Origin of the sequence: Streptomyces sp. NPDC001373 (assembly GCF_042895815.1) — a bacterium.
Classification (GTDB): domain Bacteria; phylum Actinomycetota; class Actinomycetes; order Streptomycetales; family Streptomycetaceae; genus Streptomyces.
The window spans coordinates 196,256-214,797 of sequence record NZ_JBIAWQ010000005.1 but is presented as its reverse complement, the minus strand read 5'-3'; the positions used below and the strand labels follow the sequence as shown (position 1 = coordinate 214,797).

Genomic DNA, 18,542 nt, shown 5'->3' with positions numbered 1-18,542 from the left:
GGGGCCCCCTAGAGCCAGCTCTTGACGGTTTCGATCAGACGGGCCGGCTCGGGGCCGACGGGCGTGACGTTGAGCATGGTGACGCCCGCCTCGCGGAAGGCCTCGACACGCTCGCGCACGTACCCTTCGGGTCCGCAGAGGGTCATGAGCTCGCAGAACTCGTCCGGGACGGCGGCGGCCGCATCGCGCTTGCGGCCGGAGAGGTAGAGCTCCTGGATCGTGCGGGCCTCCTGCTCGTAGCCGTAGGCCACGGCGAGGTCGTTGTAGAAGTTGCGTCCGGGGGCGCCCATGCCGCCGACGTACAGGGCGATCTGCGGGCGCGCCAGGTCCCGCGCCTTCGCCGCGTCCTCCCCGATGGCCAGCAGGCCGCCGGCGACGGTCCGGAGCGGGCCGAGCTCAGCCGGCCGCTTCGCCGCGCCCTCGGCGAGGGCGCTCCCCCAGACGGCGTGCGCCTTCTCGGGGAGGAAGAGGGTGGGCAGCCAGCCGTCGGCGATCTCGGCGGTCAGGGCGACGTTGGCGGGGCCGAGGGAGGCGATGTAGACGGGGATCCGGTCGCGGACCGGACGGGTGAGGATCTTCAGGGGCTTGCCGTGGCGGCCGCCTCGCTCGGGCGGCAGCGGCATGTCGGTGATGCCGTGGTGGTCGATGGTCTCGCGGCGCCAGATGCGCCGGCAGAGCTCGACGGTCTCGCGGGTGCGGCCGAGGGGCCGGTCGTAGGGCCTGCCGTGCCAGCCCTCGACCACCTGCGGGCCGGAGGCGCCGAGGCCGAGCAGGGCCCGGCCGCCCGAGACCGCGTCGAGTCCGGCGGCGGTCTGGGCGATGAGGGCGGGGGTGCGGGAGTAGACGTTGACGATGGCCGAGCCGATCTTCATCCGCTCGGTCCGCGCCGCCAGATAACCCATGATGGTCGGGGAGTCGAAGCCCCAGGCCTCGGCGACCCAGACGGCGTCGAGGCCGGCCGGCTCCAGGGCCGCCGCCTCGTCGGCGGCCCGGCGCGGGTCGCCCGCGTAGTCGAGCAGCATGGACAGTTCCATCAGGCGTCCTTCCCTGTCAGGCCCGGTACGTCCCAGTCGCGGGCCACGGACGCGGTGTCCGCCCCGGGCTGTGCCGGACCCCTGACGACGCCGGTCGGGGTGGCGGAGAAGCGGGGTGCGGGGGCGGGCTGGGTGATCCCGCCGGACTCGGTGAAGGTGGAGCGGGCGGCGAGGTGCGGGTGGTGCGGGGCCTCGCCCAGGGAGAGCACGGGGGCCACGCAGGCGTCGGTGCCCTCGAAGACCTCCGTCCACTCGGCGCGCGTACGGGCCCTGAAGCGCGCGGCGACGCGTTCGCGCAGTTCGCCCCAGCGGGCCGGGTCCCTGCGGGCGGGGGCCCCGTCGGTGATCCCGAGGAGGCGGACGAAGGTGTCGTAGAACTGCTGCTCCAGCGCACCGACGGCCATGTACTTCCCGTCGGAGGTCTCGTAGGTGCCGTAGAAGGGGCAGCCGCCGTCGAGGAGGTTGGCCCCGCGCCGGTCCTGCCAGCCGCCGGCCGCGACCATGCCGTGGATCATGGTGGTGAGGTGGGCGGTGCCGTCGACGATCGCGGCGTCCACGACCTGGCCGCTCCCGCCGGGGGTGCGGGCGTGCTGGAGGGCCGCGAGCACGCCGACGACCAGGTAGAGGGAGCCACCCGCGTAGTCCCCGACCAGGTTGGCGGGGACGGCCGGGGGCCCGTCCGGGTCACCGATCATGCCGAGGGCGCCGGTGACGGCGATGTACGCGATGTCGTGCCCGGCGGTGTGGGCGAGCGGGCCCTCCTGGCCCCAGCCGGTCATCCGCCCGTACACCAGCTTCGGGTTGCGGGCGAGGCAGTCCGCCGGGCCGACCCCGAGCCGCTCGGCGACACCGGGGCGGAAGCCCTCGATGAGCACGTCGGCCCGCTCGACCAGTTCCAGCACCCGGGCGGGGCCGTCGGCGGACTTCAGGTCGACCAGTACGGAGCGCTTGTTGCGGTTGGTGATGTCGTACGCCGGATCGATGGCGAGCCCGCCGCCGCCCGGCCGGTCCACGCGGACGACGTCCGCGCCGAGGTCGGCGAGGAGCATGGCGGCGAACGGACCGGGCCCGATGCCCGCGAGTTCCACGACGCGCACCCCGGCGAGCGGGCCGGTCCCTGTCTTCGCCACTGTCATCGGGCCCCCAGCGTCCCTGGTGCGTGTGTGACACAACTGATGTAACACCAGCGATGCTAGGAACGCGCCCCACTCAGCACAAGAGCAAGCGCTTAGCCGATTGGCTCAATCTCCCCCGCCCCGTCACCTTCACGCCGGGTGCCGGGCGTCGAGCTCCCTGACGTGCCGTCTGAGCGCGACCGTCCGGTAGCTCTCCTCCACCCACTCGCACAGCACCTCCGCCGACGGCGCCCCCTTCTCCCCCAGCGGCACCGACACCCACCCCGCGCGGCCCAGGCCGTATCCGGTGGGCGTCGCGCCGGGCGCAGCCAGCGCGTGCCCGTGCAGGGCCTCGTCCTCGAGTTTCACCGAGAGGCCCGGCGGTTCGGGACCGTCCGCGTTCCCCAGGAAGACGAAGATCTTCTTGTTGACCTTCACCACGCCGTCCTCGGGTCCCCAGGGATGCTCCTCGACGGCCTCCGGCAGCCCCAGCGCGAACGCGCGCACCGTCTCCCACTTGCGCACCGCAGCCTTCATCGAACCCTCCCACTTACCGCAGGTCACACCTGCCCGCACGGGCAGTCGATCTCCACGCTAGCCTCAGCCACCGACACCAGCCGGGAGGAACGTTTCATGACCGCGCACGTCCACCGCAGCCGCCCACAGCCGGGTCCGGAACGGGAGTTCGATCTCGTGCTCTTCGGCGCGACCGGGTTCGTCGGGGCGCTGACCGCCGAGTACCTGGCCCTGAACGCCCCGGCCGGCTGCCGCTGGGCCCTGGCCGGACGCGACCCCGGGAAACTGGAGCGGCTGCGCGAGCGGCTGACCGCCCTGAACCCGGCCTGCGCCGGCCTGCCGCTGCTGCGCGCCGACGCCACCGACGGGCCGGCCGTGCGCGAACTGGCCGCCGCCACACGGGTGCTGGCCACCACCGTCGGGCCCTACGTCTGGTACGGGGCGGAGCTGGTGGCGGCCTGCGCCGACGCCGGAACCGACTACGTGGACCTCACCGGCGAGCCGGAGTTCGTCGACCGGATGTACGTCGCGCACGACGCGCGGGCCCGCGAGACGGGGGCGCGGCTGGTCCACGCCTGCGGGTTCGACTGCGTCCCGGCCGACCTCGGGGCGTACTTCACGGTGGGCCTGCTGCCGGCGGGCGAGCCGCTGCGGGTGGACGGGTTCGTCCGGTCCTCCGCGCTCGCCTCGGGCGGCACCGTGGCCTCCGCCCTCACCGCCCTGGGCCGGGGTCCGCAGACCCTGTCCGCCGCGCGGGAGCGCAGGCTGTACCAGCCCCGGCTGCCCGGGCGCCGGGTGCGGGGCCCCATGGGGGCGCCCCGGTTCAGCAGGGAGACCGGCACCTGGGCGCTGCCGCTGCCCACCCTGGACCCCCGCGTCGTCACCCGGTCGGCGGCCGCGCTGGAGCGCTACGGGCCGGACTTCCGCTACCGCCACTACGCCTCGGTGCGGCACCTGCCCGTCGCCCTGGGCGGGACGGCGGCCGTGGGTGCGGCGGCCGCGCTGGCCCAGGTGCCGGCGGCCCGGCGGTGGTTGATGGCCCGTTGGGAGCCGGGCAACGGCCCGGACGCGGAGCAGCGGGCCCGCAGCTGGTTCACCGTCCGCTTCGTCGGGGAGGGCGGCGGGCGCCGCGTGTTCACGGAGGTCTCGGGCGGCGACCCGGGCTACGGGGAGACCGCGAAGATGCTGGCGGAGTCCGCGCTGTGCCTGGCGTACGACACCCTGCCCGAGGCCGCCGGCCAGCTCACCCCGGCGGTGGCGATGGGCGACGCCCTGTCGGCCCGCCTCCAGAAGGCGGGAATCCGCTTCCGCGTGGCGGCGGAGTCCTAGGAATCCCCGCCCACGGGCTCGGGACGGTCCGACCCGACCTGCTCCACGGCGTTCGGCATGAAGCCGGCGACGGCGCCGGCCTCGTCCGGGGTCAGCGTGAGGACGCTGGAGAGGACGACGAGCACGTTCCCCACCCGGACGACGGTCGCGTCCGCGTGCTCCGCGCCGTCGCCTCCCGTCATGACGGTCGCCCGGACGACGAGGCTCTCGTCCCCGAGCCGGGGCCCCTCGGCGACGGCGAAGGCGGCCGTCTCGGCGGGCTCCCCCGCCCCGTGCGGCAACTCCACGCTCCGGCACCGGTCCACCAGGGCGCGGACGCCCTCCACGGCCCGGTGCGCGCCGCCGTCCGGGAACGAGTAGAGCTTCTCCATCCCGGGGATGACCCCGTTCCCGGCGGAGTGCCCGCCGCCGAACATGGCCGTCGCGGACGCGGACGCCGCCGTCGTGCTCGCGTCCACGACGCTCTGCCCGTCCAGCAGTTCCAGGCAGGACGCGGGCGTCGCCGACGCGGCCGGGGCCCCCTTCGGACGCTCGCGCGCGGGTTCGGCACGGGAGGTCCAGCCGCCCGGCAGGACCGCGGGCAGCAGGTGCGTCCGCAGCTCGGCGGCCGACGGCGGCGCCGGCGGTGGCGCCGGCCGCGTCGCCGGTGCCGAGGGGTGCGTCCCCGCCGCACGTCCGCACCCGGCGACCGACAGCAGCAGCACGAACCCGGCGGCGCACCGGACGGCGGAGCGGGTCATCTCGCGTCACCGGCCTCGCGCAGGGCGCGCCGACACAGGGAGTCGGCGTGCCGGGTGGTCTCGGGGATCCGGAACCGGGGGCTCAGCGCGAGGGTGTGGGCGCACGCGTTGTCCAGGGAGACCCGGTGGCCGACGGACACGTACACCGGCTTGACCCCGTGCTGGGTGCGCAGCGCCCGGCCGACGACGGACCCGTCGGCCGCGAGCAGCGGGGAGGCCTCGCCGCGCCGGGCGCCCGGCTCCTCGTGGGTGAAGGTGAAGGGGTTCTTCGCGACGCCGATGCTGGGCAGGCCCGTCACCACCCCGAGGTGGCAGGCGAGGCCGAAGCCGCGCGGGTGGGCGAGGCCGTAGCCGTCGCAGACGACGAGGCCGGGGGTGACGGGGAGCGCGTCCAGGGCGGCGAGGACGGTCGGCAGCTCGCGGAAGGCGAGCAGGCCGGGCACGTAGGGGAAGCTGACGTGGCCGACGGCGGTGGACTCGGCGACGACGTCGAGGGTGGCGGCATCGAGGACGACGGCGGCGGCCGCCACGATGTCGCGCTCGTCGTCGTAGGCCACGTCGACCCCGGCGACCAGGCCGCGGCCGGGCTCGGGTCCGGGCTCGTCCAGCACGACGTGCTTGCGGAGTTCGTCCTGTATCGCCCGGGCCTCGGCTTCGTCGGCGGGGGTCTTCACACGTGTCATGGAGTGCGAGGGTAGCCTGGCGATCATGTTCGTCATGGAGCTCATGTACACCGCGCCCATAGAGGACGTCGAGGCGGAGATGGACGCGCACATCGCCTGGCTGGACCGGTACTACGCGTCCGGCGTCTTCCTGGCCTCGGGGCGCAAGGTTCCGCGCGAGGGCGGGGTCATCCTGGCCCACGGGGTCTCGCGGGCCGAGGTCGAGAAGATCGCGGCCGGGGATCCGTTCGCGGTGGCGGGGGTGTGCGCGTACCGGATCACGGAGTTCATCGCCACGAAGACCTCCTCGGACCTGGCCGCGGTCCGGGAGTCCCTCCCGTCGTAGCCGCGCCGGCCTTCGGCTGCGCGGAGCGGTCCCCTACCCGCCCTTCCACCGCTTCCTCCCCCGGCCGCCTGGGGGGCTGGATCTCGCGCAGCGGAATTCCGGCCCCGCGCGGCGTTCGAGCGCACGGGCGCGCGGAGCGCGCGTACGGGGTCAGGGGCGCGCCCTCGGGGGCACCTCCCGACGGAAACCGGGGAAGCAACGGACAAAGGGCGGGGAGACCCGCGCAGCGGCGGTCAGCGGCGGGGCAGGCGGCGGTCAGCGGCGGCGTTCCAGGCGGGCCGCGCGGCCGGCCCGGTGTCCTTGAGGGCCCAGCCCACGCCCCGCGGTCCGGGGGCGAGGAGGTCCGCCGCCCCGGTGTCCGCCTGTGCCGGCGCGGCCACCGCCTCCGCCACCAGGGCTGCCGCGCACATGCCAAGTCCCACAAGTCTCATGGCGCGGGAAGCTAACGCACCCTCATGTCGCCGTCCAGGGTGCGGTACCGGCCGCGGCGGGCGCGAGGGCCCCGCGGAAGCCCAGGGCGTACGCCGGCGACGGGATCACCGCACCCGTGGTACCGGACACTGCGCACAACCGTGTCACGGTCGCCTCTCGGCCAACTGTTCCTCCGAGGGGAAACCGAGCGTGACCACCTCGGACGGGGTGTCCTCAGGGAGTCCAGGGTGGTGCTTTGCGCCTGTGGAGTGAGCGGTAACCAGCCTTTTTGCGATCACTCGGGAGCCTGCGGCAAGGAGTGGAACCCCCTTCCCCGCACCCTCCGCCCGGTCACTCTGTGCGATCACACGGATGAGATCCGGCCAATCGGTGACGCAGCTCACGTCATCCGCCCTGCACGGATTTGCCGATTCCGGCGTCTATCCGGTTGCCGGGTCCCACCCCACAGCCCGGCAGCAGATCCGCTGCAAGGGAGCGAGCCTTGATCACTGTCATCGAGCAGGCCGTACAGGCACGGCTGGTCGCCACCGCCCCGAAGGTGGAGACCGTCCCCGTCACCCTCTGCTACGACCGCTCGGATCCCTTCGCCGTCCGCATGGCCTTCCCCGCCCTCGCCACGCTGGAGGGCGTCGAGGTCTCGTGGACCTTCGCGCGCGAGCTGCTGATGTCCGGGATCCAGCACCCGGCAGGCTGCGGCGACGTCCGCGTGCGCCCGTACGACGGGGACCGCACGACGATCGAGTTCCACGCGCCGGAGGGCGTGGCGATCGTGCTGATGACCACGGCCGAGGTCCGCGGGTTCCTGGAGCGCTCCCGCGAGCTCGTCCCGCCGGGTCTGGAGCACCGCTACCTGGACATGGACCACAGCCTGGACGAGCTGATGCGCGGCTCCTGCTGAGACCGGGGGGGGACGGCTTTATCCGGTTGCGGGCGGCCCCGGCCGCCCGTAGCTTCATCGGCGACCCACCCCCGCCGAAACGGAGTAGGACATTGCTCTTCTGAGGTCCGAGACACCGACCACCACGACCACTTCCTTGTGACAGTCGGCTGTCTCCCCGCGTTGCACGCACCATTTCACGCAACCTGGAGGCCTCCATGAGTCATACCCCTACCTTCGTCACCTGCTCCGCCCTCTCGTTCGACTGGCCCGACGGAACCCCCGTCCTCGAGGGGTTCCAGTGGACCGTCGGCCCCGGCCGCACCGGCCTGATCGGGCTCAACGGCTGCGGGAAGTCCACCCTGCTGAAGCTCGTCGCGGGCGCCCTGACCCCGTCCGCCGGCCAGGTCTCCGTGGCCGGCACCCTCGGCTACCTCCCGCAGGACGCCACCCTCGACACAGCGCTCCGCGTGGACGAGGCCCTCGGCATCCGCACCGCCCGCACCGCCCTGCACGCCATCGAGGCGGGTGAGGCCACCGAGGCCAACTTCGCCGCCGTCGGCGACGACTGGGACGTGGAGGAGCGGGCCCTGGCCGTGCTCGACCAGCTCGGACTCGCCCGGATCGGCCTGGACCGCACCGTCGGCGAGCTGTCGGGCGGCGAGTGCGTCCTGCTGCGGCTGGCGGCCCTGCTGCTGGCCCGCCCGGACGTCCTGCTCCTGGACGAGCCCACCAACAACCTGGACCTGCGGGCCCGGCGCCGCCTCTACGCGGCCGTCGAAACCTGGTCCGGCGTGATGGTGCTGGTCAGTCACGACCGGGAGCTGCTGGAGCGGGTCGACCAGATCGCCGACCTCCGCGACGGCGAAGTCCGCTGGTACGGCGGGAACTTCGGCGACTACGAGCGGATGCTCGCCGCCGAGCAGGAGTCGGCCGAGCGGATGGTCCGGGTCGCGGAGGCCGACGTTCAGCGCCAGAAGCGCGAACTGGCCGACGCACACCTCAAATTGGCCCGCCGCAAGCGGTACGCCCAGAAGATGCACGACACCAGGCGCGAGCCGAAGATCGTGATGAACGCCCGCAAGAGCGCCGCCCAGGAGTCGGCGGGCAAGCACCGCACGATGCACGCCGAGAAGCTGGCGGACGCCCGCGAGCGGCTGGACCAGGCGGTGGAGGCGGTGCGCGACGACGCCGCGATCCGCATCGAGCTGCCCGCCACGCAGGTTCCGCCCGGCCGGCGGGTGCTGACCCTGACCGATCTGCGCCCGGCCCACGGGGCGGGCGTGGAGGGCGAGTGGGAGGTCCGCGGTCCGGAGCGGATCGCGCTGGTCGGTGCGAACGGCTCCGGCAAGACGACGCTGCTGCGGACCCTCGCCGGGCAGCTGCCCCCCGTGTCGGGGGAGGCGGTGACGCACGTCCCGGCGCGCTTGCTGCCGCAGCGGCTGGACGTGCTGGACGACGCGCGCTCGGTGGTGGAGAACGTGGCGCGGTTCGCCCCGCACGCCTCCGACAACACGATCCGGGCGCGACTCGCGCGCTTCCTGTTCCGGGGCGGCAAGGCGGACCGGGCGGCCGGGACCCTCTCGGGCGGCGAGCGGTTCCGGGCGGCGCTCGCGGCACTGCTGCTCGCGGAGCCGGCTCCGCAGCTGCTGATGCTGGACGAGCCGACGAACAGCCTGGACCTGGCGAGCGTGCGCCAGCTCGGCGAGGCCCTGGAGTCGTACGAGGGCGCGCTGGTCGTGGCGAGCCACGACGTGCCGTTCCTGGAGTCGGTCGGGATCACGCGCTGGCTGCTGCTCGACGGCGAGCAGGGGCTGCGGGCGACCACCGCCGACGAGGTCCGCGCCTCGTTCTGGCAGGACTGATCCGGGCCCCCGCGGCCCGCGTCCCGGCCCCTCCCGCCGTCAAGGCCGGAGGGGCCGGCCACCTTCCGGCGTGATTCTCACCCTTGTGGAGGTCCTCGGGACCCCGTCCAACTGCACATATAACCGGATGTAGCCGGACAGGCCGACGGGTGGGGCTTGGCTGGCCCTGATGCCGCGCTTAACCTACGAGACCGTAGGCTACGGAACCGTAGGTAATTCGCTTTGTCCCCAGGAGCACCCGTGACGATCACCTCTCCCCACCTCGGCAGCTCGGAGGCGTGGACCGACGCCAAACTGCTGTACGCGCTGGAAGAGGTGGTCGAGAAGGAGCTCAACCGCCATCTGAAGGTCACCAAGGACTGGATGCCCCACGAGTACGTCCCGTGGAGCGACGGCCGGAACTTCCCGGGCTTCTTCGAGGACGGCGAGGCCTGGGACCCGCAGCAGTCCAAGGTCACCGACATCGGCAGGATCGCGCTGGTCGTCAACCTGCTGACCGAGGACAACCTCCCCAGCTACCACCACGAGATCGCGACCCTTTTCGGCCGCAACGGCGCCTGGGGCACCTGGGTGCACCGCTGGACCGCCGAGGAGGGCCGTCACGGCATCGTGATGCGCGACTACCTACTCGCCTCGCGCGCGGTGGACCCGGACAAGCTGGAAGCATTCCGGATGCAGCACATGTCGGAGGGGTTCGAGTCCGACAACAGCCACTCGATGCTGCACTCGGTGGCGTACGTGGCCTTCCAGGAACTGGCGACCCGCATCTCACACCGCAACACCGGCCACCAGTCCGGTGACCCCGTGTGCGACCGGATGCTGGCCCGCATCGCGCAGGACGAGAACCTGCACATGATCTTCTACCGGAACCTGCTGGCCGCGGCCTTCGAGATCGCCCCGGACCTGACGATGCAGGCCGTGCGCGACGTCGTCGTCAACTTCCGGATGCCCGGACACGGCATGCCCGGCTTCGAGCGGATGGCCGCGCAGATGGCGATCGGCGGGGTCTACAACCTGCGGATCCACCACGACGACGTGCTGAGCCCCGTGATCCGCTTCCTCAAGATCATGGACATCGACGGGCTGGGCCCGGAGGGGCAGAAGGCCCAGGAGGAGCTCGGGCTCTTCATGAACGGCCTGGACACCGAGGCCCGCAAGTTCGACGAGCGCCTGGCCGCGCGCGCCGCGCGCATGGCCGCCCGCCGAGGCTGAGGACCTCCGGCCCCGTCCGGACTCCCGAACCCCTGGTGGATCCCCCGTTCCGCCAGGGGTTCCCTGCTGTCCCGCGAGGGCGGCGGGCGGCCCGGCGCCGGCGCGCGGTCAGGCACGCGAGCGCAGGGCCTGCCGCTCCGTCTCCGAGAGCCCGCCCCAGACGCCGAAGCGCTCGTCGTTGGTGAGGGCGTACTCCAGGCACGCCGCCCTGCCCTCACACGCCCCGCACAGCCGCTTCGCGTCCTGGACGGAGGAGCCCGGGTCCGGGAAGAAGAAGCTCGGGCCCGTCTGGGCGCACAGCGCGAGGTCGTACCAGGCGGGGGCGGTGGTGGTGTTCATCGACATGCGGCGATCCTGGGCGCGGACGATGGACGTCCGATCAACAGCTGATCAACACCGGGCCGCAACCCCCGCAGGAGCTTCCCGCCAGAGCATCGCACGCCCCACTGACAACGCCCGCCCTCCCGTGCCGACGGGCGGCCGCCAGGGTGCAATGATCATCCTTTCGACGAAAGGCCTGGCGCCCGCGGTGACCGATTCACGACCCCACGCCCTGTTCTCCTTCGGCACCCTGCGGGAAGGGCGTGTCCAGACGGCCCTCTTCGGCCGCGCCGTGCCCAGCTCCCCGGCCTCGCTGGTGGGCTACACGACCCGGCCCCTGAAGATCACCGATCCGGACGTGATCGCCGCCAGCGGCCTCGACGTCCACCTGACCCTGGAGTGCCGGCTGGGCTCCACCGTCGAGGGCGCCGTCCTGCGCCTCACCGACGAGGAGCTGGCCGCCGCCGACGCCTACGAGGTGGACGACTACGCCCGCCGGCGTGTGCTGCTCTCCTCCGGCGAGAGCGCCTGGGCGTACCTGGACGCGAACCCGCTGCGCTCGGCCGCGCGGATCGTGATCGTCGGCGACAGCATCGCCTACGGGCGCTGCGACCCGCAGGGCGGCTGGGCGGCCCGGCTCGCGGCCCGCCACATCGCCGCCGACGAGAGGGCCCACCGGGTCTTCAACCTGGCCGTCCCGGGCAGCACCCTGGCCGATGTCGCCGAGCAGACTCCCGGCCTCCTCGCCGCGCGCCGCCCGGACACCCTCCTGGTCGCCGCCGGCATCAACGACTCCGCCGTGCCGGCGGACGCCCCGGATCCGGACCCGGCCGGCCCGGCGCACCTCGGGGCGGCCCTCGCCTCCCTGGCAGCCACGGCCCGGGACCACAACGCCCGCCTGGTGGTCCTCGGCCCCGTCTGGCTGGACGAGTCCCGCACGGCCGACTACGACGGCCTGCGCTTCACCCGGGCCCGGGCCCTGGACCTGCGCGAGTCCCTCCGCAGCTGGTGCACGGAGAACCACGTCGACCACATCGACCCGTGGGACCTCCTGCGCGACCGCCCCGACCTCCTCGTGGACGGCATCCACCCCACCCCGGAGGGCCACGAGGCCCTCCACCGCCACCTCACGGCCGACTAGACGCGGCCGGGAGCCCCGGACGGATGCGGGCACAGTCGGACCCCGACGCCGTTCAGGCCTCCGGGTCCGGGTGCCTTGCGCGGCTCGGCTGGACGCGTTTGGGTTCGCCCGGCATCTTCGGGTGGTCCGGGGGGTACGGCATGTCGCCCAGGCCGTGGTCGCGCTCGTCGCGGGCCGCAAGTTCCAGCACGACCTCCAGGCCGAACGCGTGCTCGTCCATCTCGGCGTGCAGGTCGCCGAGTTCGGCGAAGCGGGCCGGCATCGTGACGATGTCGAAGTCGCGCGGCTCCGCGTCGTCCAGCTCCTCCCAGCGCAGGGGCGCCGAAACCGGGGCATGCGGGCGGGGGCGGACGGAGTAGGCCGAGGCGATGGTCCGGTCGCGGGCGGTCTGGTTGTAGTCGACGAAGATCCGCTCGCCGCGCTCCTCCTTCCACCAGGCCGTCGTGACCTCCTCGGGCATCCGCCGCTCCAGCTCCCGGCCCAGGGCGATCGCGCACCGGCGGACATCCGTGAAGGTCCAGCGCGGCTCGATCGGCACGAACACGTGCAGCCCGCGCCCGCCCGAGGTCTTGGGCCAGCCGCGCAGCCCCACCTCGTCCAGGAGGGCGCGCAGCTCGTGCGCGGCCACCACCGCGTGGTGGTAGTCGGTGCCCGGCTGCGGGTCCAGGTCGATGCGCAGCTCGTCAGGCCGGTCGGTGTCCCCGCAGCGCACCGGCCAGGGGTGGAAGGTGAGACAGCCCAGGTTGGCGGCCCACAGCACGGCGGCCGCCTCGGTGGGGCAGATCTCGTCCGCCGTGCGGCCGCTGGGGAAGGTGATGTGGGCGGTCGGGATCCAGTCGGGCAGGTTCTTGGGGGCCCGCTTCTGGAAGAAGGACTCCCCCTCCACGCCGTCCGGGTAGCGCTCCAGGGTGGTGGGGCGGTCGCGCAGGGCGCGGGTGATCCCGTCGGCGACGGCCAGGTAGTACTCGGCGACGTCCCGCTTCGTGAGCCCGCGCTCCGGGAAGTACACCTTGTCCGGGCTGGACAGGCGTACCGCCCGCCCGCCCGCGTCGATCTCCACCGCGCCACCCTTGCCCGTGCCCATGGGCGCCACGGTAGGCGGGCGCGGGCGGACGCGCACACCGGGCGCGCCCGCCCGTACCACCGCAGAATCAGAGGCATGGACCTGCCGGTGATGCCTCCCCTGAAGCCGATGCTCGCCAAGTCCGCGACGAAAATCCCGCCCGGCATGCAGTACGAGGCCAAATGGGACGGCTTCCGGGCGATCGTCCACCGCGACGGGGACGAGACGGTCGTCGGCAGCCGCACCGGCAAGGACCTGGCGCGGTACTTCCCCGAGCTGGTGGCGGCGCTGAAGGAGAACCTGCCGCCCCGCTGCGTGGTCGACGGGGAGATCGTGATCGTGCACGGCGCGCGGCTCGACTTCGACCGGCTGACCGAGCGGATCCACCCGGCCGCCTCCCGCGTGAAACTCCTCGCCGAGACCACCCCGGCCAGCTTCGTCGCCTTCGACCTGCTCGCCCTCGGCGACGAGGCCCTCCTCGACACCCCGCTCGCCGAACGCCGCAGCGCCCTGGTCCACGTCCTCTCCACAGCCCGGCCCCCCGTGCACCTCGCGCCCGCGACCACCGACCCCGCGCTCGCGCGGGAGTGGTTCGAGCGTTTCGAAGGCGCCGGGCTCGACGGGGTCGTCGCGAAACCCCTCGACCTCCCCTACCGGCCCGACGCCCGCCTGATGTTCAAGATCAAGCACGAGCGTACGGCCGACGTCGTCCTCGCCGGTTTCCGTTTCCACAAGAGCGGTCCGATCATCGGATCGCTGCTCCTCGGCCTGTACGACGGCCACGGCGCGCTCCAGCACGTGGGCGTCTGTGCCGCCTTCCCCATGAAGCGCCGCGCCGAGCTCGTCGAGGAGCTGGAGCCGCTGCGGATGCCGGACGCCGGGGGGCACCCGTGGGCCTCGTGGACCGAGGAGGCCGCGCACGAGAGCGCCCGGCTGCCCGGCGCGCAGAGCCGCTGGACGGGGAAGAAGGACCTGTCCTGGGTGCCTCTGCGCCCCGAGCGGGTCTGCGAGGTGAAGTACGACCACATGGAGGGCGACCGCTTCCGGCACACCGCGCAGTTCGTCCGCTGGCGCCCCGACCGCACCCCGGAGGACTGTACGTACGGGCAGCTGGAGGAGGTCGTCGGCTACGACCTGGCCGAGGTGCTGGGCAGCGCCGGCTGAGGGGCCGGCGCGGCGGAGGCCATGATCTCCTCCCACCGCGCCCGGTCGGGGCCCACCGCGTGGGGCGCCCAGCCGGGCCGGTCCGCGAGCCAGCGCGCCACCGCGGCCCGGACCGCGGGGTCCGCGTAGGCCCGCCCGGGGGGTTCGGCCAGGTGCCGGACCCTGGCCCGGGCCCGCATCACCTCCGGGTCCTCCAGCGCGCACTCGAACAGCGCGGCCGCCTCCCGCGCCCGGCCGGGGTGGACCGGCCGGCTGCCCGGAACGCGGCCGCCCGCCCCCGCATGCCCCACCCCGACGGCTCCCGTCCCCGCCCCCGCCGCGAGGCGCTCCCCCACGGCCGCGTCCGCGCCGGCCTGGAAGTCGAACCAGGGCTTCAGGGTGCGCAGCGCCCATCCGTGGTAGCCGGCGGCGAAGCCGGGCGAGCCCGGGTCGCGGTGGGCCGTCCGGGTCACCCGGTCGGCCGCCCACAACGCGAGTGAGGTCCCCTGGGCGAGGGTGGGGTTGGTGTGGGTGAGGGCGTCTCCGACGGGGACCATCCCGCTCACCACGGGGCCCCGGCCGTCGGCCAGGGGGCTCCACCGGTTGTCGAGGCCCGCGGTGGCCAGGACCGCCGACAGCGGCTCGGCGCCCAGACCGAGCCAGGCTGCGCCGGGCGGGAAGGCCCGGGCGGCGGCCTCGAAGACGGCCGGATCGCGCAGGGCGGCCCGGGTGGGGTCCCCGGTGTGGGCGAACACGGTCACGGCGAAGACCCGGTTGTCGGACGGGAAGACGGCGCAGCCTGCGAAGGCGCCGCCGGTCACCGTCCAGGGTCGGCGCGGCCCCTCCTCCACCCCGTCGGGCAGCCGGTACCAGCGGCAGAAGTAGGCGAGGCCCGTGCGGTGCCGCTCGACGGCGGCCGGGCGGCAGCCGGCCGCGGCCAGCAGGGCCGCGGAGCCGCCGCGGCGGCCGCCCGAGTCCACCACGAGGTCACCCGCGTACCGGCCGCCCGGGGTGCTCACCCCGGTGATCCTGGGCTGCGCGCCCCCGGCCGCGGCCAGCCCGGTGACCGGCTCGCCGTAGCGCACCACCGCGCCCGGTTCCGCGCGCAGGGCGGTGGTCAGCGCGCTCTCCAGCACGATGCGCCGGGCCTGGAGCAGCACCAGGTCCTCGTCGCCGGGGCGGGCGGGCGGCCGCACGTCGAACCAGTCCAGCTCGTGCCGCTCGCGGGCGCCGAGCCGGAGCATCTCGGCGTGCACGTCGGGCAGCTCGCCCCGGAGCACCGCCCGCGCGGCGCCGAGCAGGACATGCGGCTGGGCCGCCTGGGGCACGCCCGGGCGGCGCCAGTCGAAGAAGTCCCGGTCGAGGGCGGTCCCGGGGGCGCGGGTGTCCCGTTCGAAGACCTCGGCGGTGTGGCCGCGCCGGGCCGCGAGCAGGGCCGTCGCCAGCCCCGCCACCCCACCGCCGATCACCAGCAGATGTGCCATGGCGCGCCCCCCGGGGCCGGTGTACGTACGACGATCGGACCGACAGAGCCTGCGCACACGGCGCCTGGCCGAAACTCGCACACCCGTCCGAGGGTCGGGTGCATGCCGCCTTGACGCACCGTCTCCTCGCGTCGGCGAATGGGGGAATGGCCGTCCCCCGCAGGACGACGGACAGGGCTGCCGCGCGTGACGTCCCGGAACCCCGGACCCACCGGCGCTGCGCGCACAATCCCCGGGCCCAACGCCGTCGTCGGTGTCGGGCTGGTCGTCGTCGGCCCCGACGGACGGGTGCTGCTCGGCCAGGCGCACGACGGCCGCCGGGAGCTGCCCGGCGGCAAAGTCGATTCCGGGGAGGGCTTCGAGCGGGCCGCCGCGCGGGAGCTCACCGAGGAGACGGCCTGCGCACCGCACCGGAGGCCGGCGAGGTGCCGGCCGTCCACCTCTCCCCGCAGGGCGTCGGCGGACGTGTCTGCGGCCCCCGGAGCCCGGCTCAGCGCAGGTGGGCGAGCCCCGGGTGCTCCGCCGCGTACCCGTCCAGCAGCCGGCGGGCCACGGTCACCGAGTCCACCAGCGGATGCAGGGCGAAGGCCTTGACGGCGTCCTTCCGCGAGCCGCTGCCCGCAGCGGCCAGGACCGCCCGCTCGGCCGCCTTCACCGAGGTCACCAGCCCCACCGCGTGCAGGGGCAGCGGGGCCACGGACACCGGGTGGGCCCCGTTGGCGTCGACCGCGCAGGGCACCTCGATCACCGCCTCCGCGTCCAGCACGGACAGGGTCGAGCCGTTGCGGACGTTGAGGATCAGCGTCGCCCGCTCGTTGCGGGCGATGGCCCGCATCAGCGCCAGGGCCACCTTCTCGTAGCCGCCGGACTCCAGGTCGCTCTCCTCGCGCTCCCCGACGCCCGCCACCTCGCGGTTCTCCGACATGTACGTGGCCTCGCGCTCGGCCCGGGTCCGGTCCCAGGCGGCGAGTGCCGCCCCGGCGGGCTGCCCCGGCCGGCCGGCCTCGGCGTAGAAGCCGCGCTGCTGGTCGCGCAGGAAGGCGCCGCGGGTCTTCTCGGCCTCCTGGTAGGCCCGTACGGTGTCGCGGTTGAAGTAGTAGTAGTGCAGGTACTCGTTCGGGATCGCGCCCAGCGAGCGCAGCCAGTCGGCCCCGAAGAGGCGCCCTTCCTCGAAGGACTCCAGCGCCTTGTCGTCGGCCAGCAGCCGGGGCAGTTCGTCGCGCCCGCCGACGTGCAGTCCGCGCACCCAGCCGAGGTGGTTCAGGCCGACGTAGTCGATCCAGGCGTCCTCGGGGCGGGCGACGCCCAGGAGGCGGGCGATCCGGCGGCCGAGGCCGACCGGCGAGTCGCAGATGCCGATGACCCGCCCGCCCAGTTCCTCGGACATCGCCTCGGTGACCACCCCGGCGGGGTTGGTGAAGTTGATGACCCAGGCGTCCGGGGCGGTCCGGGCGATCCGGCGGGCCAGCTCCCGGGCCACCGGCACGGTCCGCAGGCCGTACGCGACACCGCCCGCGCCGACCGTCTCCTGGCCCAGCACGCCTTCTGCCAGGGCGATCCGCTCGTCCGCCGCGCGCCCCTCCAGGCCTCCGACGCGGATGGCCGAGAAGACGAAGTCGGCTCCGCGCAGGGCCTCGTCCAGGTCCCGGGTGGCGGTGACCTCCGGTGCGTCCGCCTCCCCGGAGGCGCCGGCCTGGTCCGCGAGCACCCGGGCCATGGCGGCGAGCCGCACGGGATCCTCGTCGTAGAGGGTCACCCGGGACACCCGGCCCTCGGCGTGGTCGCCGAGCAGTGCTCCGTAGACGAGCGGGACGCGGAATCCGCCCCCGCCGAGGATGGTCAACCGCACGCCCCTACCGTCCTTCCGGCCTTTCGAGGTACCGCCCGCCGCCACGGCCGGGGCGATGCGCCCCGGCACCGACGCGGATGCCACGATCGGCGACATCCACTCGACGTCGCCGATCGTGGCATCCGGCCCTCGGCGCCCGGCGGGGGCGGACCGGAGCATCGCCGGATCCCGCCGCCGCGCGCCGCGGCGGGCGCTGGGGGACCAGTGTCCCCCGCCGCGTCAGCCCCCCAGCGCCGGAACCGCCCGCAGGCGGGCTCCCTGTTGCTTGGGGAAGCCGGTGCCGCCGGGTACGGGACCGGTCGGCAGGCCCTGCGGGGCCGAGAGCACCAGGGTGATCCGGGTGAGTCCCATGCCGTCGAGCATCCGGCTGGTTTCGGCCACCATCCGGCAGCGCACCAGGCCCCACCCCGGGTCGGGGTGGCGCACGGTCCGCACCGCACCGTCCCGCTCGGCGGCCTCCTGCCCGTGGGTGGTCAGCCAGTGCGGGACCCCGTACCGGTAGGCCGCCTCCATGAACGGGTCGCGGGCCACCTCCTGACGGATACTCCGCAGACCCTCGTCCTCCGGCGCCGCCTCCAGGGCGGTCGCGAACTGGGCCAGCAGCGGTACGCACCAGGCCGGTTCGTGGTCCTCCAGCACGGCCGCGGCATCCGGGTGGAACAGCACGAAGCGCAGGAAGTTGTCGTCCGGCAGGGCCGTGGGGTGCGGCCTCACCGTCTGGAAGAGCTTGTCGAAGGCCGAGTTGGTCAAGGCCACGTCCCAGCGGTGGTCCACCAGGAAGCTCGGGTAGGGCACGGCCTCCATCAGGGCCGCGTAGTCGACCAGGTAGTCGCGCTGGGCCGGGTCCTGCGGCAGCCGGCTCTCCTCGGCCGCGCGCCAGGTGGGCGGCGGGTCGCGGTCGACCATGATCCGGAAGAGCCAGAAGCACTGCCGCTCGCTCATCTCCAGGGCCTCGGCCAGGGCGAGGAGTTTACGGTCGGTCCATTCCTTGACCAGGCCGCGTTCCCAGTTCCCGTACGCGCGTACGCTGATGCGCAGGCGCGCCGCGAGGTCTTCCTGACTCAGGCCCAGTTCTTCGCGGCGTTGGCGCAAAATCTCCTTGCGCCGCTCCGACCGCACTGCACCACGGGCGGACTCGTCGCCCGCCAGGCGCTCCTCACCGGCTCGGACGAGGCCATCAGACGGGCCCACCGCTGCGAGATGTGGCACCGAGAGCTCCCCCTCCTCAACGGTCTGGATCTTCATTTCCGTGTGGCGATCCTGCTACCGACTTCATTCGAGTGTCAACTATTGTGGCAATTCCAGCCTGGCGACAGCTCATTCGCGCCACAGCTGTGGCAAGTTATGGCTCTCGCAAAACAAACCGGATAGATTCCCTGAGGCCGACCACGTGCCCACTGACCTCGCGCGATC

Annotated in this window: 20 protein-coding genes; 9 read left to right on the top strand and 11 right to left on the bottom strand. The window is 73.9% G+C overall.

Annotation, left to right across the window (positions count from 1 at the left end):
- Positions 1–8: 8 nt before the first annotated feature.
- The 3 genes from ACFY15_RS14300 to ACFY15_RS14290 all read right to left on the bottom strand — a co-directional run bounded on the left by ACFY15_RS14300 (position 9) and on the right by ACFY15_RS14290 (position 2,686).
- Positions 9–1,034 (bottom strand): LLM class F420-dependent oxidoreductase, encoded by a 1,026-nt coding sequence (locus ACFY15_RS14300; protein ID WP_390825567.1) that lies wholly within the window; start codon positions 1,032–1,034, stop codon positions 9–11.
- The gene (locus ACFY15_RS14295; protein WP_390686767.1) at positions 1,034–2,170 is read right to left on the bottom strand and encodes a CaiB/BaiF CoA transferase family protein; all 1,137 of its coding nucleotides are present in this window, start codon (positions 2,168–2,170) and stop codon (positions 1,034–1,036) included. Before ACFY15_RS14295 ends, ACFY15_RS14300 begins: the two co-directional genes overlap by 1 nt.
- A gap of 129 nt (positions 2,171–2,299) precedes the next feature.
- Positions 2,300–2,686 (bottom strand): MmcQ/YjbR family DNA-binding protein, encoded by a 387-nt coding sequence (locus tag ACFY15_RS14290; protein ID WP_390686766.1) that lies wholly within the window; start codon positions 2,684–2,686, stop codon positions 2,300–2,302.
- A 96-nt stretch (positions 2,687–2,782) separates the two neighbouring features.
- On the opposite strand from ACFY15_RS14290, the gene ACFY15_RS14285 reads away from it, so the two are divergent.
- Positions 2,783–3,994: a saccharopine dehydrogenase family protein gene (locus tag ACFY15_RS14285; RefSeq protein WP_390686765.1), complete on the top strand. Its 1,212-nt coding sequence runs from the start codon at positions 2,783–2,785 to the stop codon at positions 3,992–3,994.
- Here the strand turns inward: ACFY15_RS14285 and ACFY15_RS14280 are convergent.
- On the bottom strand, positions 3,991–4,734 hold the full coding sequence (locus ACFY15_RS14280; protein WP_390686764.1) for a hypothetical protein: 744 nt from the start codon (positions 4,732–4,734) through the stop codon (positions 3,991–3,993). The two genes, ACFY15_RS14285 and ACFY15_RS14280, sit on opposite strands and share 4 nt — an antisense overlap.
- Positions 4,731–5,417, bottom strand: coding sequence for an endonuclease V (locus tag ACFY15_RS14275; protein ID WP_390686763.1), 687 nt, complete (start codon positions 5,415–5,417; stop codon positions 4,731–4,733). Before ACFY15_RS14275 ends, ACFY15_RS14280 begins: the two co-directional genes overlap by 4 nt.
- Positions 5,418–5,442: 25 nt before the next feature.
- Here ACFY15_RS14275 and ACFY15_RS14270 point away from each other — a divergent pair, with 25 nt between their 5' ends.
- Positions 5,443–5,742: a YciI family protein gene (locus ACFY15_RS14270; RefSeq protein ID WP_390686762.1), complete on the top strand. Its 300-nt coding sequence runs from the start codon at positions 5,443–5,445 to the stop codon at positions 5,740–5,742.
- 233 nt (positions 5,743–5,975) lie between these two features.
- On the opposite strand, the gene ACFY15_RS14265 is transcribed toward ACFY15_RS14270, so the two are convergent.
- Positions 5,976–6,173, bottom strand: coding sequence for a hypothetical protein (locus ACFY15_RS14265; RefSeq protein ID WP_390686761.1), 198 nt, complete (start codon positions 6,171–6,173; stop codon positions 5,976–5,978).
- Between the two features lie 24 nt (positions 6,174–6,197).
- Here ACFY15_RS14265 and ACFY15_RS14260 point away from each other — a divergent pair, with 24 nt between their 5' ends.
- The 4 genes from ACFY15_RS14260 to ACFY15_RS14245 all read left to right on the top strand — a co-directional run bounded on the left by ACFY15_RS14260 (position 6,198) and on the right by ACFY15_RS14245 (position 10,128).
- Entirely contained in the window at positions 6,198–6,659 is a 462-nt protein-coding gene (locus ACFY15_RS14260) for a CDGSH iron-sulfur domain-containing protein (protein ID WP_390686760.1), read from the top strand.
- Entirely contained in the window at positions 6,656–7,072 is a 417-nt protein-coding gene (locus ACFY15_RS14255) for an SsgA family sporulation/cell division regulator (RefSeq protein ID WP_390686759.1), read from the top strand. Before ACFY15_RS14260 ends, ACFY15_RS14255 begins: the two co-directional genes overlap by 4 nt.
- A 197-nt stretch (positions 7,073–7,269) precedes the next feature.
- Complete coding sequence (locus tag ACFY15_RS14250; RefSeq protein ID WP_390686757.1) at positions 7,270–8,916, top strand: ABC-F family ATP-binding cassette domain-containing protein; 1,647 nt, start codon at positions 7,270–7,272, stop codon at positions 8,914–8,916.
- Positions 8,917–9,156: 240 nt separating this feature from the next.
- Positions 9,157–10,128, top strand: coding sequence for an acyl-ACP desaturase (locus ACFY15_RS14245; RefSeq protein WP_390686756.1), 972 nt, complete (start codon positions 9,157–9,159; stop codon positions 10,126–10,128).
- Between the two features lie 108 nt (positions 10,129–10,236).
- Here ACFY15_RS14245 and ACFY15_RS14240 read toward each other — a convergent pair whose 3' ends face one another.
- Positions 10,237–10,473 (bottom strand): WhiB family transcriptional regulator, encoded by a 237-nt coding sequence (locus ACFY15_RS14240; protein ID WP_390686755.1) that lies wholly within the window; start codon positions 10,471–10,473, stop codon positions 10,237–10,239.
- Positions 10,474–10,657: 184 nt separating this feature from the next.
- On the opposite strand from ACFY15_RS14240, the gene ACFY15_RS14235 reads away from it, so the two are divergent.
- Entirely contained in the window at positions 10,658–11,590 is a 933-nt protein-coding gene (locus ACFY15_RS14235; protein WP_390686754.1) for a GDSL-type esterase/lipase family protein, read from the top strand.
- Positions 11,591–11,642: 52 nt separating this feature from the next.
- Here ACFY15_RS14235 and ligD read toward each other — a convergent pair whose 3' ends face one another.
- Positions 11,643–12,674, bottom strand: coding sequence for a non-homologous end-joining DNA ligase (gene ligD, locus ACFY15_RS14230; protein ID WP_390686753.1), 1,032 nt, complete (start codon positions 12,672–12,674; stop codon positions 11,643–11,645).
- A gap of 75 nt (positions 12,675–12,749) precedes the next feature.
- Between ligD and ACFY15_RS14225 the strand changes: the two genes are divergently transcribed.
- Positions 12,750–13,817 carry an ATP-dependent DNA ligase gene (locus ACFY15_RS14225; protein WP_390686752.1) on the top strand — a complete coding sequence of 356 codons (1,068 nt, stop codon included), beginning with the start codon at positions 12,750–12,752 and terminating at the stop codon, positions 13,815–13,817.
- Here the strand turns inward: ACFY15_RS14225 and ACFY15_RS14220 are convergent.
- Positions 13,781–15,280 carry an NAD(P)-binding protein gene (locus ACFY15_RS14220; protein WP_390686751.1) on the bottom strand — a complete coding sequence of 500 codons (1,500 nt, stop codon included), beginning with the start codon at positions 15,278–15,280 and terminating at the stop codon, positions 13,781–13,783. The two genes, ACFY15_RS14225 and ACFY15_RS14220, sit on opposite strands and share 37 nt — an antisense overlap.
- Positions 15,281–15,418: 138 nt before the next feature.
- Between ACFY15_RS14220 and ACFY15_RS14215 the strand changes: the two genes are divergently transcribed.
- Entirely contained in the window at positions 15,419–15,874 is a 456-nt protein-coding gene (locus ACFY15_RS14215) for an NUDIX domain-containing protein (RefSeq protein WP_390686750.1), read from the top strand.
- Here ACFY15_RS14215 and ACFY15_RS14210 read toward each other — a convergent pair.
- A complete protein-coding gene (locus tag ACFY15_RS14210; RefSeq protein ID WP_390825566.1) occupies positions 15,771–17,129 on the bottom strand; it encodes a 6-phospho-beta-glucosidase in 1,359 nt (452 codons plus the stop codon). The two genes, ACFY15_RS14215 and ACFY15_RS14210, sit on opposite strands and share 104 nt — an antisense overlap.
- A gap of 219 nt (positions 17,130–17,348) precedes the next feature.
- Positions 17,349–18,374, bottom strand: a complete 1,026-nt coding sequence (locus tag ACFY15_RS14205) for a helix-turn-helix domain-containing protein (RefSeq protein WP_390686748.1) — start codon at positions 18,372–18,374, stop codon at positions 17,349–17,351.
- Positions 18,375–18,542 lie beyond the last annotated feature (168 nt).

Bases quoted from the DNA above. Each gene is read 5' to 3' on its own strand.
- ACFY15_RS14260 (WP_390686760.1), top strand. From the start codon at position 6,198: ATGTCGCCGTCCAGGGTGCGGTACCGGCCGCGGCGGGCGCGAGGGCCC.
- ACFY15_RS14225 (WP_390686752.1), top strand. From the start codon at position 12,750: ATGGACCTGCCGGTGATGCCTCCCCTGAAGCCGATGCTCGCCAAGTCC.
- ACFY15_RS14265 (WP_390686761.1), bottom strand. From the start codon at position 6,173: ATGAGACTTGTGGGACTTGGCATGTGCGCGGCAGCCCTGGTGGCGGAG.
- ACFY15_RS14240 (WP_390686755.1), bottom strand. From the start codon at position 10,473: ATGTCGATGAACACCACCACCGCCCCCGCCTGGTACGACCTCGCGCTG.
- ACFY15_RS14270 (WP_390686762.1), top strand. From the start codon at position 5,443: ATGTTCGTCATGGAGCTCATGTACACCGCGCCCATAGAGGACGTCGAG.
- ACFY15_RS14300 (WP_390825567.1), bottom strand. From the start codon at position 1,034: ATGGAACTGTCCATGCTGCTCGACTACGCGGGCGACCCGCGCCGGGCC.
- ACFY15_RS14220 (WP_390686751.1), bottom strand. From the start codon at position 15,280: ATGGCACATCTGCTGGTGATCGGCGGTGGGGTGGCGGGGCTGGCGACG.
- ACFY15_RS14205 (WP_390686748.1), bottom strand. From the start codon at position 18,374: ATGAAGATCCAGACCGTTGAGGAGGGGGAGCTCTCGGTGCCACATCTC.
- ACFY15_RS14295 (WP_390686767.1), bottom strand. From the start codon at position 2,170: ATGACAGTGGCGAAGACAGGGACCGGCCCGCTCGCCGGGGTGCGCGTC.
- ACFY15_RS14290 (WP_390686766.1), bottom strand. From the start codon at position 2,686: ATGAAGGCTGCGGTGCGCAAGTGGGAGACGGTGCGCGCGTTCGCGCTG.
- ACFY15_RS14275 (WP_390686763.1), bottom strand. From the start codon at position 5,417: ATGACACGTGTGAAGACCCCCGCCGACGAAGCCGAGGCCCGGGCGATA.
- ACFY15_RS14250 (WP_390686757.1), top strand. From the start codon at position 7,270: ATGAGTCATACCCCTACCTTCGTCACCTGCTCCGCCCTCTCGTTCGAC.
- ACFY15_RS14280 (WP_390686764.1), bottom strand. From the start codon at position 4,734: ATGACCCGCTCCGCCGTCCGGTGCGCCGCCGGGTTCGTGCTGCTGCTG.
- ligD (WP_390686753.1), bottom strand. From the start codon at position 12,674: ATGGGCACGGGCAAGGGTGGCGCGGTGGAGATCGACGCGGGCGGGCGG.
- ACFY15_RS14285 (WP_390686765.1), top strand. From the start codon at position 2,783: ATGACCGCGCACGTCCACCGCAGCCGCCCACAGCCGGGTCCGGAACGG.
- ACFY15_RS14215 (WP_390686750.1), top strand. From the start codon at position 15,419: ATGGGGGAATGGCCGTCCCCCGCAGGACGACGGACAGGGCTGCCGCGC.